The sequence below is a fragment of the Tabrizicola sp. genome (assembly GCF_034366665.1).
Classification (GTDB): domain Bacteria; phylum Pseudomonadota; class Alphaproteobacteria; order Rhodobacterales; family Rhodobacteraceae; genus Tabrizicola.
The window spans coordinates 1-15,216 of the sequence record NZ_JAXMMF010000017.1 but is presented as its reverse complement, the minus strand read 5'-3'; the positions used below and the strand labels follow the sequence as shown (position 1 = coordinate 15,216).

The 15,216-nt window shown below is 64.6% G+C and carries 18 protein-coding genes; all 18 read right to left on the bottom strand.

What is annotated here, in order from left to right; translation table 11 throughout:
• The coding region (hypD, locus tag U1E69_RS02125; RefSeq protein WP_322242416.1) for a hydrogenase formation protein HypD at positions 1 to 627 on the bottom strand (627 nt) is incomplete at its 3' end.
• Positions 624 to 911 carry a HypC/HybG/HupF family hydrogenase formation chaperone gene (gene hypC, locus U1E69_RS02120; protein ID WP_305539949.1) on the bottom strand — a complete coding sequence of 96 codons (288 nt, stop codon included), beginning with the start codon at positions 909 to 911 and terminating at the stop codon, positions 624 to 626. The genes hypC and hypD, both read right to left, overlap by 4 nt.
• Entirely contained in the window at positions 902 to 3,244 is a 2,343-nt protein-coding gene (hypF, locus tag U1E69_RS02115; protein WP_305539952.1) for a carbamoyltransferase HypF, read from the bottom strand. Before hypF ends, hypC begins: the two co-directional genes overlap by 10 nt.
• Positions 3,241 to 4,419 (bottom strand): NHL repeat-containing protein, encoded by a 1,179-nt coding sequence (locus U1E69_RS02110; protein ID WP_305539955.1) that lies wholly within the window; start codon positions 4,417 to 4,419, stop codon positions 3,241 to 3,243. Before U1E69_RS02110 ends, hypF begins: the two co-directional genes overlap by 4 nt.
• Positions 4,416 to 5,285, bottom strand: a complete 870-nt coding sequence (locus U1E69_RS02105) for a NifU family protein (RefSeq protein WP_305539958.1) — start codon at positions 5,283 to 5,285, stop codon at positions 4,416 to 4,418. Before U1E69_RS02105 ends, U1E69_RS02110 begins: the two co-directional genes overlap by 4 nt.
• Before the next feature lie 4 nt (positions 5,286 to 5,289).
• Complete coding sequence (locus U1E69_RS02100) at positions 5,290 to 5,511, bottom strand: hypothetical protein (RefSeq protein WP_305539961.1); 222 nt, start codon at positions 5,509 to 5,511, stop codon at positions 5,290 to 5,292.
• Positions 5,512 to 5,522: 11 nt separating this feature from the next.
• The gene (locus U1E69_RS02095; RefSeq protein ID WP_305539964.1) at positions 5,523 to 5,708 is read right to left on the bottom strand and encodes a hypothetical protein; all 186 of its coding nucleotides are present in this window, start codon (positions 5,706 to 5,708) and stop codon (positions 5,523 to 5,525) included.
• 26 nt (positions 5,709 to 5,734) lie between these two features.
• Positions 5,735 to 6,736 (bottom strand): hypothetical protein, encoded by a 1,002-nt coding sequence (locus U1E69_RS02090; RefSeq protein ID WP_305539967.1) that lies wholly within the window; start codon positions 6,734 to 6,736, stop codon positions 5,735 to 5,737.
• 101 nt (positions 6,737 to 6,837) lie between these two features.
• Positions 6,838 to 7,152 carry a hypothetical protein gene (locus tag U1E69_RS02085; protein WP_305539969.1) on the bottom strand — a complete coding sequence of 105 codons (315 nt, stop codon included), beginning with the start codon at positions 7,150 to 7,152 and terminating at the stop codon, positions 6,838 to 6,840.
• Positions 7,149 to 7,634 carry a hydrogenase maturation protease gene (locus tag U1E69_RS02080; RefSeq protein WP_322242413.1) on the bottom strand — a complete coding sequence of 162 codons (486 nt, stop codon included), beginning with the start codon at positions 7,632 to 7,634 and terminating at the stop codon, positions 7,149 to 7,151. The genes U1E69_RS02085 and U1E69_RS02080 overlap by 4 nt, the downstream gene beginning before the upstream one ends.
• Positions 7,622 to 7,933: a hypothetical protein gene (locus U1E69_RS02075; RefSeq protein WP_305539974.1), complete on the bottom strand. Its 312-nt coding sequence runs from the start codon at positions 7,931 to 7,933 to the stop codon at positions 7,622 to 7,624. The genes U1E69_RS02080 and U1E69_RS02075 overlap by 13 nt, the downstream gene beginning before the upstream one ends.
• 10 nt (positions 7,934 to 7,943) lie before the next feature.
• A complete protein-coding gene (locus U1E69_RS02070) occupies positions 7,944 to 8,321 on the bottom strand; it encodes a hypothetical protein (protein ID WP_305539975.1) in 378 nt (125 codons plus the stop codon).
• Between the two features lie 64 nt (positions 8,322 to 8,385).
• A complete protein-coding gene (locus U1E69_RS02065) occupies positions 8,386 to 9,993 on the bottom strand; it encodes a nickel-dependent hydrogenase large subunit (protein WP_305539977.1) in 1,608 nt (535 codons plus the stop codon).
• Positions 9,994 to 10,015: 22 nt separating this feature from the next.
• Positions 10,016 to 10,978, bottom strand: a complete 963-nt coding sequence (locus U1E69_RS02060; protein WP_305539978.1) for a HupU protein — start codon at positions 10,976 to 10,978, stop codon at positions 10,016 to 10,018.
• Between the two features lie 211 nt (positions 10,979 to 11,189).
• Positions 11,190 to 11,408 (bottom strand): hypothetical protein, encoded by a 219-nt coding sequence (locus U1E69_RS02055; protein WP_305539980.1) that lies wholly within the window; start codon positions 11,406 to 11,408, stop codon positions 11,190 to 11,192.
• Positions 11,405 to 12,811 carry a sigma-54 dependent transcriptional regulator gene (locus tag U1E69_RS02050; protein ID WP_305539982.1) on the bottom strand — a complete coding sequence of 469 codons (1,407 nt, stop codon included), beginning with the start codon at positions 12,809 to 12,811 and terminating at the stop codon, positions 11,405 to 11,407. Before U1E69_RS02050 ends, U1E69_RS02055 begins: the two co-directional genes overlap by 4 nt.
• A gap of 353 nt (positions 12,812 to 13,164) precedes the next feature.
• Positions 13,165 to 14,139, bottom strand: coding sequence for a P-type DNA transfer ATPase VirB11 (gene virB11, locus U1E69_RS02045; RefSeq protein WP_322242407.1), 975 nt, complete (start codon positions 14,137 to 14,139; stop codon positions 13,165 to 13,167).
• Positions 14,139 to 15,216, bottom strand: a 1,078-nt coding sequence (locus U1E69_RS02040) for a TrbI/VirB10 family protein (protein WP_322242406.1), incomplete at its 5' end; no start/stop codon positions are given. The genes U1E69_RS02040 and virB11, both read right to left, overlap by 1 nt.

Genomic DNA, 15,216 nt, shown 5'->3' with positions numbered 1-15,216 from the left:
ATGGATGCCGATGACCATCGACACATGGCCGGGGCCGACTAAGCCATCCAGCACCATGTGCGGGGCAGCCAGCAGCGCGTTGATCGGCGGCGGGACGGTGGGGTGGTTGCCGTAGTTCGAGAACTTCGTCTGGTTGTCCGCCGCCGCCTGCAGGATCGTCAGCGCAGTCGAGGGCGTTGTCGTCTCGAACCCAAGGCCGAAGAACACCACCTCACGGTCGGGGTGGCGGCGGGCAAGCTCCAGCGCGTCCAGCGGCGAATAGACCATGCGGACATCAGCGCCGTCCGCCTTGGCCTGGATCAGCGATTTCCGCCGCCCCGGCACGCGCATCGCATCGCCGAAGGTCGTCATGATGACGCCGGGGCGTTCGGCAATCTCCACGCATTCGTCGATCCGGCTCATCGGCAGGACACAGACCGGGCAGCCGGGGCCGTGGATGAATTCGAGGCCGGGCGGCGTCAGTTTATCAAGGCCATAGCGGAAGATCGCATGGGTGTGGCCGCCGCAGATTTCCATGATGTGGACGGGTTTGTCCTTGGTCGCACCGATCTCGTCGGTGACGCGCGCAATGGCGGCCAAGACCCCCCGCGCGGCAACCGGATCGCGGAATTCGTCAGCGTATTTCATGATGCGAGCATCCTTTCGGACGCGCGCATCGCCTCGATCTCTTCCTGCGCCTCGCCAAGCTGACGCAGGATGTCGAGGGTCAGCGCGGCCTCTTCTTCGTTGATCCGGCTCATGGCAAAGCCGACGTGGATCAAGGACCAGGCCCCGATCAGACTTTCAATCGGTTCGTCCTTCAGGATGCAGGCGACGTTGACCTGACGGCGCACGCCCATCACCTCGACGATGGCCAGTTTTCGGGTCGCGTCGGCGATTTCAACGATCTGTCCGGGGATGCCTAGGCACATGGGGTTTCCTTTCCGGTGACGGCGAGGGCGACGACAGCCTGACCCAAAGCCAGCCCGCCATCGTTCGCGGGGATTTGTCCGTGGCTGAGGACCTGCTTGCCGGATGCCTCAAGCCCCTGATGCACAAGGGCAAAGAGCGTGGCGTTCTGGAAACAACCGCCCGACAGGGCGACGGTATCGATCTCGGTATCCTTGGTGATCCGCTCAGCCATCCGCACGATGGCCATGGCCAGACCACGATGGAACCTGGCCGCGATCACGCCCACCGGGGTTTCAAGGATCAGATCGCCCAGCATCGCCCGCCAAACGGCCAGCGGCTCGATGTAAGGCATCCCGCGCCCTCCGAGCAGCGGGGTGGAGAAGGGATAGGCGAGGTCCTCGGGTTCTTTCATCGCGGCGGGGTCAATCGCTGCTTCAAACCGCATCGCCGCCTCACCCTCATAGCTTTGCGGCCCCCAGGCCACGCCCGCAATCGCCGCCGCTGCGTCGAAGAGGCGTCCGCAAGAGGTGGACAGCGGCGTGTTCTGCCCCTTCGTGATCATCCCATCCAGCGTCGCGCGGGGGATGTGGGACAGGCGACGATGAATCTCCAACCCGCAGAAGTTCATCGAGAATTCTGCCCAGCCCATCTGCGCCATGAGGTGGGCATAGGCGTTGCGCCACGGCTCTCGCACCGCAGCCGCCCCACCCGGGAGGGCGACGGGCTTCAGACTGCCTGCCCGCCGGTAACCGCGATAGTCGCAGACGAGGAACTCGCCGCCCCAGATCGTACCGTCATTACCCAAGCCGGTGCCGTCCATGGCGATGCCAAGAACTGGGAGGGCGTCCAGCGCGCGGCCATTCTCGGCCAGGCAGGCGGCGATATGGGCGTGGTGGTGCTGGACCGCGATCACCGGGCGACCTTCGGCGCGGGCGTAACCGGCTTGGGTGGCGAGGTACTGCGGGTGCTGGTCCACCGCAATGATATCGGGAGCGTGGTCGAAAAGCCGGGTGTAAAGGTCAAGGTTGCGGGCGGTATCGGCATGGGTCGCCGCATCCTCCAGATCGCCCATGTGCTGAGACAGGATCGCCTGGCCCCCCTTCACAAGGCAGAAGGTGTTCTTCACCTCTGACCCCATCGCCAGCACTTGCAGGTCACGCGAAAAGCCCGACGGCAGGGCAAGGCCAGCGGGCGCATAGCCCCGCGCCCGGCGCAAGAGGCGGGGGCGGCCAAGGTCGACGCGGACGACCGAGTCATCAATGCGGTTCGCAATCTCTCGGTCATGCAGGCAGGCGAAATCGGCGATCTCGGCCAGCCTTTCGCGCGTGTCCTCGTTGGTGATGCACTGCGGCTGGCCCGAGGGGTTGCCCGATGTCATCACCACGGGCCGCCCGATCCGGCGCAGGATCATGTGGTAGAAAGGCGTGTAGGGCAGCATCACGCCCAACCGGTCCAGCCCCGGCGCGATGCTGCCCGGCAGGCTGTTCGGCAGCGATTTCAAAAGGACGATCGGTGCTTCGGGACCGCTCAGCGCAGCGGCCTCCACCTCCGACACCTCGCAGTATTCCCGCACCACTCCCAGATCGCGGGCCATGAGGGCGAAGGCCTTGCCCGCGCGGCCCTTGCGGCGGCGCAGTTCGGCCACCGCCGCCGCGTTCGTCGCATCACAGGCCAGATGCACGCCGCCAAGGCCCCGGATCGCCACGATATGGCCGTTCAGGATCATGCCGCCGGTCGCGTCGATATCGTCCAGCATCGAAAAGGCTTCGTGCTGCACCGCCCCCCGCCCCAGTTTCTCGATCCAGATCTGCGGCCCGCAGCGGCCGCAAGCCACAGGCTGGGCGTGAAAGCGGCGGTCGACGGGGTTGCGGTATTCGGTCGCGCAGGGCTCGCACAGGTCAAAGGGGGCCATCGTCGTCTTGGCCCGGTCATAGGGTGCTGCGGTGACGATGGAAAAGCGCGGGCCGCAGTTCGTGCAGTTGGTGAAGGGATAGCGGTAGCGCCGTTCGAACGGATTGCGGATCTCGGCCAGGCAATCCGGGCAGGTTGCGGCATCGGGGGTGACCGAGCCGCGCATCTCGCCGCCCTCGGAGGCGACGATGTCAAAGCCCTTGGGCGCTTCGGCCTCCAAAGGCTCTACCCGCAATTCCTCGATCCGGGCGAGGGCGGGAAGGCTCGCGTGCAGACGGTCGGGGAAGGTGGCAAGGCCGTCGCCCCAGAGGCGGATCACCACCCCCTCAGCCGTATTCTTCACGTCGCCCGCAAGGCCCATTTCCTGCGCCAGCCGCCAGACGGCGGGGCGAAAGCCCACGCCCTGCACCTGCCCCCGCACGGTGACCTGCGCGCCCCTCATGGTGCGGCATCCCAAATCAGCACGCGGTTGTTGCCGCTATCGGCCACTGCAACCGTATCCCCGAGTGCCGACAACCCGTAGGGCCAGCACAGGCTGTCGCGCATCGCCATGCCCCAGCGGTTGTCGCCCTTGGCGGCGAAATCCGGCTGGCCGGTCAGGCGGTCGGCATGGGCGCCCATCGCGGTATCCGAGAACCCCAGGAGGCGCGAGTTGGCGGTGTCGCCCACCACCAGCCTGCCCTGCAGCACGGCCAGCGCATAGGGCATGTTCATCGCCAGCGACGACGGGTAATAGGCCGCGCGGTTCAGGTCGCAATCCTGCATCGCGCCCTGGCCCAGCACGGCATCGGCGGGCTGGCCATGCGCCACGGGCAGCGCCGTCCAGACCATCACCCGGTTGTTGCCCGCATCGGCCACCGCCAACCCGCCCTGCCAGCCCACCGCCATATGCGGCCAGCGCATCGAGCGGGAGGAGACGGCGGCCCCCGCATTCTCATCCCGGCAGGTGAAACTGTCCTGCCCAAGCACAAGGTCAGCAGGCTGGCCAGTCCTTGCCGGGTCGTCCCAGACCAGCACCCGGCGGTTGCCGGTGTCGCAGACGACAAGCCGCCCATCGACCTCGGCCACGCCATAAGGCCAGTGCAGCGTCGAGGCGGTCGGCGCATCCGCCCCCCGATTGGCCAGGGCACCATCCGGCGCGGATTGGCCCAGGATGATATCGGCCGGGCAGTCTGGTCCGGTCGGCAACTGCCGCCAGATCAGAACACGGTGGTTCCAGGGATCGGCCACGGCAAGGCCACCGCGAAAGGCGACGATCCCCGTCGGCACGTTCAGCGTGGCCGCCGTGACCGGCCCCTTGGCGTTGCGCCCCTCACGGCCAAAGGCGGGCTGGCCCAGCAGGATATCGGCGGGGGTGTCGTCAACCGTTGGCACCGTCCGCCAGCCCAGGACCCGGTGATGGCCGGTATCGGCCACCCAGAGCGAGCCATCGGGGTGCAGGCAGACCCCGCGCGGCCCGAACAGGCGGTGCGCGGCGGGCGTGATCGGGTCTGCCAGCATCCCGCCGTCGGTGCCAAGGATCACCCGCGCGCCCGTGGGATCAAGCAGGGCTGCGCCCAGTGTGACCGTGCCCTCGGCCTTGATCGGCGAAAAGGAATGCGACAGCGAGACCTTCATGGCACGATCCTGATCTGCACACGGCTTCCGATCACCCGCACCGCATGGGCATGCAACTGCACCTCGGGCGCGGTCAGGCACTCGCCGCTTTCCAGCGCATAGCGAAAGCCGTGGAACGGGCAGGTCAGGATACCACCGTCCAGCGCGCCATCTGTCATCTCCAGGCCCATATGGGCGCAGGCATTGCGGAAGCAGGTGACCGTGTCGCCATGGCGTGAGACGATGACCCCCTCACCGCCCACAGTTTCAAAGAGCACCGCCCCATCTGGCAGGCGCGAAAGGTCCAGCGCGTTGTGCCAGGCCCCGCCCAGCGTATCGGCGAAAGGTGAGGTGAAATGCACCGTATCCGCCCCGCCGCCCCCGAGGCCCTTGACCTGCCGCACATCCGTTATTTCGGGCACCGCGTCCTGAATGGCCTTCTTCACCCCGGCGTAGAAGGTCAGCTGCGAGGCCGGGCAGCCATCGCAGGCCCCCAGAAACCGGATATCGGCGCGGTTACCCTCAACGGCGGCCACCTCGGCATTGCCGCCATGGCTCGCCAGCATCGGGCGCACGGTTTCCAGCGCCGCCTCGACCCGTTCGAAAAGCGAGGGTTTCAGGATGCCATGGCGGCGCAGGACGGCATAGACCACCTCATCCCGCACCGCCTCGGCAAGGGCCGCGCCAAAGCCCGGCTGGGACTTCAGGCTGCGGATCAGGCGGCGAAAAGCCTCGGCGTTCAGCGCGTCCAGTGCTTCGGTCTGGGCCTTTGCCCCCATCCGGGCCGCGTCATCCCAATGCTCCGCCAGCGCCTCCAGCGCGCGCAGATCACCCAAGAGCCGGTCAAGGCTGGGGGCATCTGCGGCGGGGGGCGAGGCGTCTTTCATGGCCTCAGGCGTACTTCACGTCTTTGAGCAGGATCGGCTGCGCGATCCCCGCCACCGCCCCTGCGGCAATCGCCGCCAGCCACATTGGCGCAAACTGACCCAGGACCAGCCCAACGATCAGACCCGCACCCGTGCCAATGGCCAGTTGCCGAATCACCATCCGGTTGTCCTTGAAAAGCTTGCCCGCAAAGAACTGCTTTGCGGAATTCACTGCCATGCCGAACATGCGCGCCCCCCTTACGTCAGCGACAACACGAGCACGGTCAGAACGACCGCGACGCTGCCCGAGATGATGCCGTAAAGCCCGCCCATATAGGCGGCGAGTTCCGTGCCGAGGGCGTCCTTGCCGATGCGGATGCCCGACAGGGCTCCGGCACCAAGGGCAGCCGCAAGGCCAAGGATGAGAGAGAGGACAACAGTCACGCGCAGGGTTCCTTCCCGGTCTTGGGTCAATGGCTTTGGTGCGAGGCAAAGGCGCTGTGCGGCGCCAGGGCCGAGGTCAGATCAACAATCGCTTCGGCCACGGAACGGGCCTTCTCGCCCTCTCCGCGCTGTTGGAATATCCTCTGCGCCTCACGCAGAAGGGCCACCGCCTCTTGCACATGGCGCGAGTTGCCCGCTTCGGGGTTTTCCAGATCGTCGGGCAGGTTCGCTAGGCAATTGGCCTTGTTGGCGATGGTGTTGGCATAGGACTCGGGCATGTCGCGCAGGGTGCGGACCTTCAGCGCCTCGTCATAGGCATCCAGCGCGCGCAAGCAGTTTTCTACCCGGTGCGCGGTCGAGACATACTGCAGCGCATTGCCAAGGTTGTTTTGCAGCATGGCATATTCAACCGGATGGTCGATCAGAGTGACGACCTTCAGCCCTTCCTCGAACGCTTGCACCGCCAACGCCTCACGCAGCTTGCCGCTTTCGTCTGTGAAGGGCATCGACATGAAGGCGGTGGCCAGGTTGTTCTGCAGGATGGCGAATTCCTTGGGGTAGGCCGATCTGTCGAACGTCCGCAAAGCCCGCTGATAGGCGCTGATCGCGGGCTGGATCGGCATCATGCCCCATCCGGCGAGGGTCTGGCAGATCAGGCCAAGGTTCATCTCGGCCTCGGCGATCTCGGCATCGGACCCTTCGGCGGTCAGGGTTGCGATGGCGGTGGTGATTTCCGCCTTCGCGGCCTTCATCGGCCCCTCATCCTCGGCCGGGACGGCCATCAGCGCGGTGGCAAGACGGGCGCGGATGCGGGCACCGCCCAGGGCCTCGCCCGCAGGAACAAGCGTCAGGGCGCGGCGGTAAAGGTCAACGGCGGCGTGCAGGTCGGCCGCTTCGCGCGGGGCCTGCTGCAGGCCCATCGCGATTTCCATCAGCATCTGCGCCTTGTCGGCGTCGGACGCGTCGGCGTCCTCGACAGCGATCAGCGCCGCATCGACCTGCTGCTTGGTGCGGCTGGTTGCAGCCATGGTGGACTCCCTCCCCGCGCGACTCGGGCGTGTCGCGTCTTCTTGTGCGGAAAGAAGATCACTTGCCGCGCGTTCTGTCTACTTTCTTTTTCAACTGAAAATCATGTTTGCAATTCTGGCGGCAGTTCTGCGCAAAGCGCGCCCTGATCGGATACCCAGTTTGCTGGCAGGTCGGTCAGGTTCAGGCCCAGCAGACCCTGATCCTGAAACACGTCCCGCGCTTGCGCCACGCGGTCCCCCGCAGCATTGCGGAGCTTCAGAAGACAGCCACCCGCCGTTGCCTGATGCACCGGCAGGATCATCAGAGTGCCGTCGCGGATCAGCACCACCACCGAAGCGATGCCGCGAAAATAGGTCTCGACCACCACCGCGGGCAGGTAGACCGACCCGTCCCGTACCGACACGACCGCCGTCATGCCGCCAGCCAGCCATTGATAAGGCCGCGAACCCGCCCTGCCACGCTGTGCGCCGCAGCCTCGACCGGGGGGCTCAGCGCCAGGCCAAGGTCAAGCGTCGCCGCCTCGATCAACAGGACGACCACCGTTGCCGGGTAGGCGTCTCCATAGATGCGGCGCCCGGCATAAAGCGCATGGTCCCAGCGGAATTCGTGCAGGCCCGCGCCTTTCGCGGGCGGTGCGGCCAAAACTTCGCCCGGCACCTCATACACCGCGCCGGGATTGCCGCCGGGCACGCGGGCATCCACGACCACCAGATGGGTGGCCCCGCGTGCGCGATACATGGCTGTCATGCCGTCTGTGCCAACATCAAAGAGCCGCACCTGAGGCGGCAAACCCTTGTCCCGCAGAAGCGCAATCACCCGTGGCCCCACCCCATCATCGCTGCGGTTCGGATTGCCGCAGCCAAGTACGACAATGTCGGGCCCCTTCAGATCCGCCATAGCCTGCAGGACCATTCCGGCTCGACCGGCAGCATCAGTTCGGGCAGATCGCAGAACCGGGCGTGAACCTTGTAGTACATGCAGGTCTCGCAGGGCTGCGGCATGTCTTCGGCCACGATGGTGTGAACGGTAAAGCCTGAAATCACAAGCTTTTTTTCCAGATCATCGCCCGCTTCCTCCTGCAGGCGGCGGACCAGCGCGTTCACCTCTTCGCTGCTGCCGGCGCGGGGCCAGACCTCGGTCTGCAGGCCCCCTGCAAGGCGGCTGGCAATTTCCTGGCGCAGGGCGTCCATGTCCATCTTCCCCCCCTCAGATCCGCCACAGGCGGCACCACCAGTCCGCCTTGGCGGGCAGGTTCAGCTCCGGCAGGTCGCACCAACGCTTGTGCACGAGGAAATACATGCATTCCTGGCAACGCATCTTGTCGGGGCCGTAAGGCTCCAGCAACCAGCCGGAAATCACCAGCTTTTTCCGCAACTCGTTCGCATCCAGCGGGCGCAGGATGTCCAGAAGCTTGGAGAACTCCTTGTCGGTCTCGGGGAACGGCTCCACCTCGGTGACCAGCCCGTCGGCGAACATGTCCTCGATCATCTGCAGCAGCATGTCATGGCTGGCCTCTGCGGGGGTGACCCCGTAGCGCGCGATGAATGTCTGGTTCCGCAGGCTGCGGTTTGCCTCCTCTGTCATGGCTTTCCCCTCCCCGGATGCAGCCCTTGGCGGTCGGGATGTCGCCCGACCGCCGCTCTCCGGATCAAGCCGTCCTGAAGCGCGCCAGTTCCTCGCCGGTCTGGCCGTCATGGGCATGCACCGTGCAGACGAGGCAACTGTCATAGGACCGGCAGACGTGACCGACCTCGACGGGATCGTGCTTGTTCTTGATCGGCGTGCCGATCAAGGCCTCTTCGATCGGGCCGCGCTGACCGTCGGCCGAGCGGGGGCCGACGTTCCAGGTGGTGGGGGCGATGATCTGGTAATTGGCAATCTTGCCGTTCTTCACCTCGATCCAGTGGCACAGCGCACCCCGGATTGCCTCGGTCGCTCCCCAGCCCTTGCCGTCGCGCTCGGTCGGTTTGATGTACCACTCGTCGTTCAGCCGGAACTCGCGCAGGATGCGCTCGGCCTCGCGATAGAGGATGCACAGCTCATGCATCCGCGCGAAATGGCGCAGCATGATCGAGGCGCCGCCCATCTTGCGGTACATGTCCAGTACCAGCCCGTCAGAATGCTGGAACGCCTGCCCGGTGGTGTTGCCCGCGATCAGACGGCGGGCCAGCGGCCCGGCCTCGAGCGCGCCGGATTCCGCATGGCGCACAGCGGTGCCCCAGGAATACTTGCCTGCCGGATCGACCTTGTTCTTGGCGATGGGCTTCGTCGTGCGGTCGAACGGATGGACCGCCGCGCCCTCATCGTACCAGGCGTGGGTCGTGTCTTCACGGGTGAAGATATGCTCCATCGGCCCGAAGGTATCAGTCGCACCGTCATAGGTGCCCGACTTCATGATCACCGCACTGGACCGCCCGTCGATGGTGGGTTTGTTGTACTTGTCCTCATGCGGCAGGTAGCCCCAGGTCACGAAACGCCCATGGCCCTTGCCATAGTGCTGCAGGCCGATCTCCTTGGACATGCGCCAGAACAGGCCCAGGTCGGAATTGGCGTGCTTAGGGCTTTCCTCAAGCCAGGCCTCGAACTGTTCCAGCGTCTGGATTTCCTCGTACCGCTCCATCGAGCAGCCGAGCCACAGGGGTTCGATCCAGTTCTGGCGGAAATGCTCCAGGATCGACCAGGCCCGCGTCACGTCGGTCAGGGTCGGTGCGCACATCACGCCGCCCGGCACCATGAAGGACGAATGTGGCCATTGCCCCCCCAGAAGCGCGTAAATCTCGACCGGGCGGCCCGAGATGGTGACCCCCGCCTCATAGGAGGTGCCGGTGAAGGGCGAATAGCGCTTGACCGCTTCGGCGTAGAAGGGCGACGCGGCATAGTTTTCGTTGGTGTAGTCGATCATGAACAGGCCGTAGTGGTGGCGCGGCAGCGATTGCAGCGACTCCACGATCTGACCCAGGTTCCGCGCGAGGATGGCGTTGCGCGGCACGGTCGTGCCCCAGGCCGTATCCAGCGCCCAGGCGGCGCAGGTCAGGTGCGAGGCCCCGCAAATCCCGCAGGCGCGGGGGGTGACGACAAGACCCGCCTGCGGGTCCTTGTCCTTCAGGATCACCTCGAACCCGCGGAACAGTTCCGCGTGGGTCCAGGCGTTGGTGACTTTGCCGCCCTCGATTTCCACCCGCACGTCCAGATCGCCTTCGACCCGGCCCACAGGAGAGATGTCGAGCGTCTCGACGGTTGCTGCAACTGCTGACATGTATTTGCTCCCTGTTCGCGGTTCAGACCACGAAGATGTCTTCTTCGGCCCATGCGGGGGCCATTCCCTTGGCGGCGGCGGTCAGCTTGATATAGCCGACCTTGTCGACGCCCGTCGGCATGTCCTTGGGCACGCCCATCACCGTCTGCGTCTTGAACACCGTGCCGGGGTTCAGATCGAAGAAGGGGAACTCCGGTTCCGTGCAGCCAAGGCAGGGCATCCCGGCGCGCGTCTTGGACGAATGGCGGTTCCACAGGATGCGGTTGCAGGGGCTGTGCGTCATCGGGCCCCTGCAGCCGAGGTCATAGAAGAGGCACCCCTTGCGCTGGCCGAAGGCGGTGGTCGAGACCTTGTAGGCAAAGTGCATGTTCCGGGTGCAGCCAGTCTGAGTAAAGGACGAGAAGAACGTCTTTGGCCGGTGAAACTCGTCCAGCGTCAGATCGCCCGCACGGCCCGTGGCGACGGCGACAAGGATCTGGGTGACCCAGTCCGGGTGCGCGGGGCAGCCGGGAATGTTGATGACTGGCAGGCCCGATTTCGCCTTGAACCCGGCACCCAGCGACCCGCCCTTGGCGCGCTTCAGGAACTGCATCCCCACGCTTTCCGACGGGTTCGGCGCCATTGCCGGGATGCCGCCATAGGTCGCGCAATCGCCGATGGCGACCACGAAATCCGCAGCGCCCGAAAGCTCTTTGACCCACTCCTTCATCGGGCGGCCGCAGAAGCGGTTCCATTCCCCCGTACCGTTGGGCGCGTTGATCACGGTGCCTTCGAAGACGAAGATATCCAGCTTGATCTCGCCCGAGATGCACTTCTGCAGGATCGTCTTGACGTTGTCGCCAAGCTCCAGACCCAGCGAGGGTTGCCACAGGATGTTGATACCGAAATCGGTCACCAGATCGCAGGCGCTTGGTTCCTCGGCATTGAGGAACGACATCGTGTTGCCCGAACAGGCGCCGCCTTGCAGCCAGAGTAGATTAGCCATCCGTTCCTCCCGGTGATGACGCCACTTGCCGGATGCGACAGCGGCACGATCAAGGTGATCGGCTCTGAAGTGGCCGATCTTCCTGACATGCTAATCGGGGAAGCGGGCTGTGGGAAATCAACTCGGGGGTCGGCCAACGGTTATTGCTGCAACGAAGTGTAAACTGAAAACGATGCCGAGTGCGGCCCTGCAAAGTTTCTTTGCAGCGACTTTAGCAGCGACCGCCGCAGACCGGACAACGCGCCTCGCCGAAATAGCTGTACCAGATGCCGTTGCAGCGGTCACACCAATGGCCCTTGGCGCTGATCGCCACGGGGCCAAGCGATTTCGACAGGGCCGTCAGGCCAAGGTCGCGAGGTTTCGCGGGCGCTTTCGCCGGGCGCGGGCCGGGGAACGGCACGACGACAGATCGTTCAGGCTGTTCGCTCATCCCCCACGTCCCCGTTTGATATCGTACCGCTTGATCTTGTTCGCCAATCCGACCCGGGACAGCCCAAGGTCGGTTGCCACCTTGCTTTGGTTCCAGTGGCTACGGTCCAAGGCCTGCAAGACAATAGCGCGCTCAAGGCTTTCGACCATGTCTTTCAAAGTGCCGCCCGTGGGTGCGAACCCACCCGAACCCGTGTCATTGATCGGCGTGGAGGAAATCTTTTCGGACAAATGGCGCAGGGCGATGTAGCCGCCCTGTTCGGCCACCGCGACCATGCGCTGGACCTCGGTCTCTAGCTCGCGCACGTTGCCCGGGAAGGGATAGGCCTCCAGATGCTTCAGGGCATCGGTGGTCACCCCAAGGACGCGCCGCCCGACAACTCCGGCGTATTTCTCGACGAAGAACCGGGTCAGGACCGGAATATCCTCGGGCCGGTCGGCCAGGGCGGGCACGTCCAGCTGAAACCCGCGCAGCCGGTAGTAAAGATCGCGGCGGAAGGTGCCTTGCTGCACCATTTTCTCGATCGACTTGTTGGAGGCCGCGATGATCCGCACATCACTGTGCAGCATCGTGTCCGACCCGAGGGGCTTGACCTCGCCCTCTTGCAGGAAGCGCAACAGCGCCACCTGAAACTGGGGCGAAATTTCGGACACCTCATCCAAAAACACCGTCCCGCCATCCGCCGCCCGGAACAGGCCCAGCCGGTCCGAAATCGCCCCCGGAAAGGCCCCCTGCACATGGCCGAAGAGTTCCGAGTGCAGCATGTTCTCGGCGATGCCGCCGCAGTTCTGGACCAGCATCGGCGATTTGCGCCTGCCCGAGTTGAAGTGAATGGCTCGCGCCAGCAGTTCCTTGCCGGTGCCGGTGTCGCCCTGGATCAGCACGGGCATGTTGGTGCTGGCCGACATCTTCGCCTCGGCCACCAGATCGGCCATCTTGGCGCTGACGAAGACCAGCCTTTCGAACTGCGAGTAGCCACCTTGGACCGATCCGTCGGCGGTGGTCTGAAAGATGTCCTCATCCAGTGACAGCTTCAGCTCGCGACTGAGGATGCGGTGCCGCCTAGCCAGTTCCGCCTGTTCCAGCGCGCGTTTAGCCATTACGCCCAGCTGTGCCGGGTCCAAAGGCTTGAACAGAAACACGTAGGCGGCCGTCCGGTTGGCAAGCTGGAACCCCTCCGGCGTGCTTGTGGGGTCGAAGACCACGATCCGGGCGCAGGAGGTATGCGCAAGGCGCGAATGGATCAGCGCGCTTTCATCGATGTGTCCGCTGTCTCCGCAATCATACAAGAACAGGTTTACGAGAACCTCGTCCATCCGTCGGATCGCGGTGCGGTCATCCTCGCAGTAGATCAGCCGATAGCCGTCAGCCTCGCTCAGCGCCGACGATACGGCAGCAATCACCCCGGGATCCGTCGATTTCAGAAGAATAGTCTGAACAATGCTCAATTGGATCGGGTTCCGTCGGTCAGCGGCTTCAACCTTCACTGCCTTGCCAATCAGGTTTACACACTGCATGCTTCGCTTTCAAGTCGGTTGCTCAAAAAGCGGTTGGACTGCAATCCCATTGCCTGCATTCGGTGACCGCTGTCAGTGTACATTCGGGCAGTTCCAGATCCTGCCTAACGGCAGTTCCGCGCCCCGCTGGACCATTTGCTCAGAGTAGACACACCCGCCGGCGCGAATGACTACTATCCTGGAATGCTGCAGGTGCGATGACGCACCTGCTCGGTTCCACGTTCCGCCCTTCGCGATCCTCAGAGGCACAATATCTCCGCCACCCCACGCCGCCCGCCCTGCCGCGAAAGCTGCACCACCAAGTCCACGCTCCCCTCACAATACCGCTTCACCTCTTCAAACCCCATACCCAGCCCAGCGGCCATGACCATGATCGCCAACCTATCGATGGCTTTCCGTGCAGTGTCGGCATGGATCGTCGTGAACGACCCACCGTGCCCGGTGTTGATTGCTTCGAGAAAAGTCCGGCTTTCCTCCCCCCGCAGCTCGCCTAGGATAATCCGATCAGGTCGCATCCGGAGCGAGGCTTCCAGCAGCCGCGCCGGTGTCCGCTCGCCTTGGGCACTACGATCTGCCTTGAGTGCCACGGCGTTCTCCTGACGGGGAAACAGCTCATAGGAATCCTCGATGGTCAGGATTCGCTCCCCAAGATCCACCATCGATAACAAAGACCGAGCGAATGTCGTCTTGCCGGTCGAGGTGCCGCCGGAGATCAGGATGTTCATGCGCTCTTCGACGCAAAGACGCATGGCCTCGACGACCTGCCCAGCCTGAGCCAGCTTCATCGCCTCCTCCGCTCTCTTCCGACGCTTGGCGTCGAGATCGACGAGACCACCGTGTAAGAGGCGCGGCTCGATGAGCTGATCGGCAGAAACCTTGAATGGCCGAAAAGTAATGGCCATCCCGCCTTCCACGATGGGCGGCGCCACAACCTGCGCCCGGATCGCCACATCGCCCCAGACGATCTTTCCAGAAACGGTCGGCTTCTTGTCGGAGAACTGCACGCCAACGGCAGAAGCTATTGCCTGCCCAAGGTTGTTAGACAGGACCCGATCGATGGACAGATGCGCGACCCGCTCCATGTGCGTCGCGCCCTTCCGCTCGATCCAGACCTTTCCATCGGGGTTGATCGCCACCTCAACCAGATCGTCTCGCATAAACAGGGGTGCAATCGGTGTCAGGTAGGTGCCGAGGAAACTCGGCCGATTATCCATCACCAGATTTCCAAGTCGCGATCGACCATGACCGTGATCGCGGCCCCGGGGGCGACCGTGATGATCGGCGGCAGGCTCGTATAGGCCTCGACCGCTGAGCCCATGGACGCACTCAGGTCCTCGCCCATGCTCTCGGCCGTGTCGGAACTGATTTCGTCGGTGTATTTCGCGGCAGCAACGGCGGGGACGGCCCCGAGAAGGGAAATGAGCGCAGCCGACCCGAATCTGGCACCGAAGCGCGTGTTGACCTTGCCGGTGATGCCGGAGCGACCCTGGGCGTCCCCACCGAAAGCCTCCATCTGCACGGACTGCCCATCCGGGGTGACGAGCCGCGTCCAAGCGACAAGAATGCGGCCTTGGCCGATGGCCACGTCCGACGAATAATCACCGAAGAGGCGCGAGCCGGCGGGGATCAGGATCTGAGCCTGATCGAAGGACCAGACCGGCCGGGTCACGATCGCTGTGATCTGACCGGGCAAGCTCGAGTCGACCGCATTCTCGAGCGTCGCTTCGATCATTGTCCCCTGAAGGACGGTGTTCGACGGATTGGCGATCACCTGGCTGACTTCGGTGGCAGTGGCTTCCCGCCCCGACTGCACGAAATCCCGACCTGTCGCATCCCGGCCATCGGCAGGTGCCTCGGGCATCCCCATGCCGGCATCCCCGGCCCCACCCTTTTGCCCATCATCGAAGACGACCGAAGGTGACGCCACACGGGCCGCTAGCTGCGCCGCGCGCTCCGCACGCTTGGCCGCCAGCTCGGCCTCCCGCGCGGCTTCCGTGGCACCTGCGCTGTCGGCGCTTGCCTTCAGGACGGCGATCTCCTGATCGAACTGCCGCCGCATGTCCTCCATGAGCGCGAGGTTCTGGGACTGTGCCTCTTCGAGCGCGAGCGCCAGTTCCTTGGCTGTCTGATCCTTCTCGGCATCGGCCCTGTCGGCAAGATCACCCAGTTCGCGCTGCAGCCTCTCGACCTCTGATTGGAGAGTGGCGTTACGCGCTTCCAGGTCTTCGCGCTGTGAGGCCAGTTCGCCTTCTATGTCGGAGAATCCATCCCCTGCGGGCTTCGCTTCCGGT

Bases quoted from the DNA above. Each gene is read 5' to 3' on its own strand.
- U1E69_RS02110 (WP_305539955.1), bottom strand. From the start codon at position 4,419: ATGAAGGTCTCGCTGTCGCATTCCTTTTCGCCGATCAAGGCCGAGGGC.
- hypC (WP_305539949.1), bottom strand. From the start codon at position 911: ATGTGCCTAGGCATCCCCGGACAGATCGTTGAAATCGCCGACGCGACC.
- U1E69_RS02090 (WP_305539967.1), bottom strand. From the start codon at position 6,736: ATGGCTGCAACCAGCCGCACCAAGCAGCAGGTCGATGCGGCGCTGATC.
- U1E69_RS02060 (WP_305539978.1), bottom strand. From the start codon at position 10,978: ATGGCTAATCTACTCTGGCTGCAAGGCGGCGCCTGTTCGGGCAACACG.
- U1E69_RS02105 (WP_305539958.1), bottom strand. From the start codon at position 5,285: ATGAAAGACGCCTCGCCCCCCGCCGCAGATGCCCCCAGCCTTGACCGG.
- virB11 (WP_322242407.1), bottom strand. From the start codon at position 14,139: ATGGATAATCGGCCGAGTTTCCTCGGCACCTACCTGACACCGATTGCA.
- U1E69_RS02065 (WP_305539977.1), bottom strand. From the start codon at position 9,993: ATGTCAGCAGTTGCAGCAACCGTCGAGACGCTCGACATCTCTCCTGTG.
- U1E69_RS02075 (WP_305539974.1), bottom strand. From the start codon at position 7,933: ATGGACATGGACGCCCTGCGCCAGGAAATTGCCAGCCGCCTTGCAGGG.
- hypF (WP_305539952.1), bottom strand. From the start codon at position 3,244: ATGAGGGGCGCGCAGGTCACCGTGCGGGGGCAGGTGCAGGGCGTGGGC.
- U1E69_RS02055 (WP_305539980.1), bottom strand. From the start codon at position 11,408: ATGAGCGAACAGCCTGAACGATCTGTCGTCGTGCCGTTCCCCGGCCCG.
- U1E69_RS02085 (WP_305539969.1), bottom strand. From the start codon at position 7,152: ATGACGGCGGTCGTGTCGGTACGGGACGGGTCGGTCTACCTGCCCGCG.
- U1E69_RS02080 (WP_322242413.1), bottom strand. From the start codon at position 7,634: ATGGCGGATCTGAAGGGGCCCGACATTGTCGTACTTGGCTGCGGCAAT.
- U1E69_RS02100 (WP_305539961.1), bottom strand. From the start codon at position 5,511: ATGTTCGGCATGGCAGTGAATTCCGCAAAGCAGTTCTTTGCGGGCAAG.
- U1E69_RS02070 (WP_305539975.1), bottom strand. From the start codon at position 8,321: ATGACAGAGGAGGCAAACCGCAGCCTGCGGAACCAGACATTCATCGCG.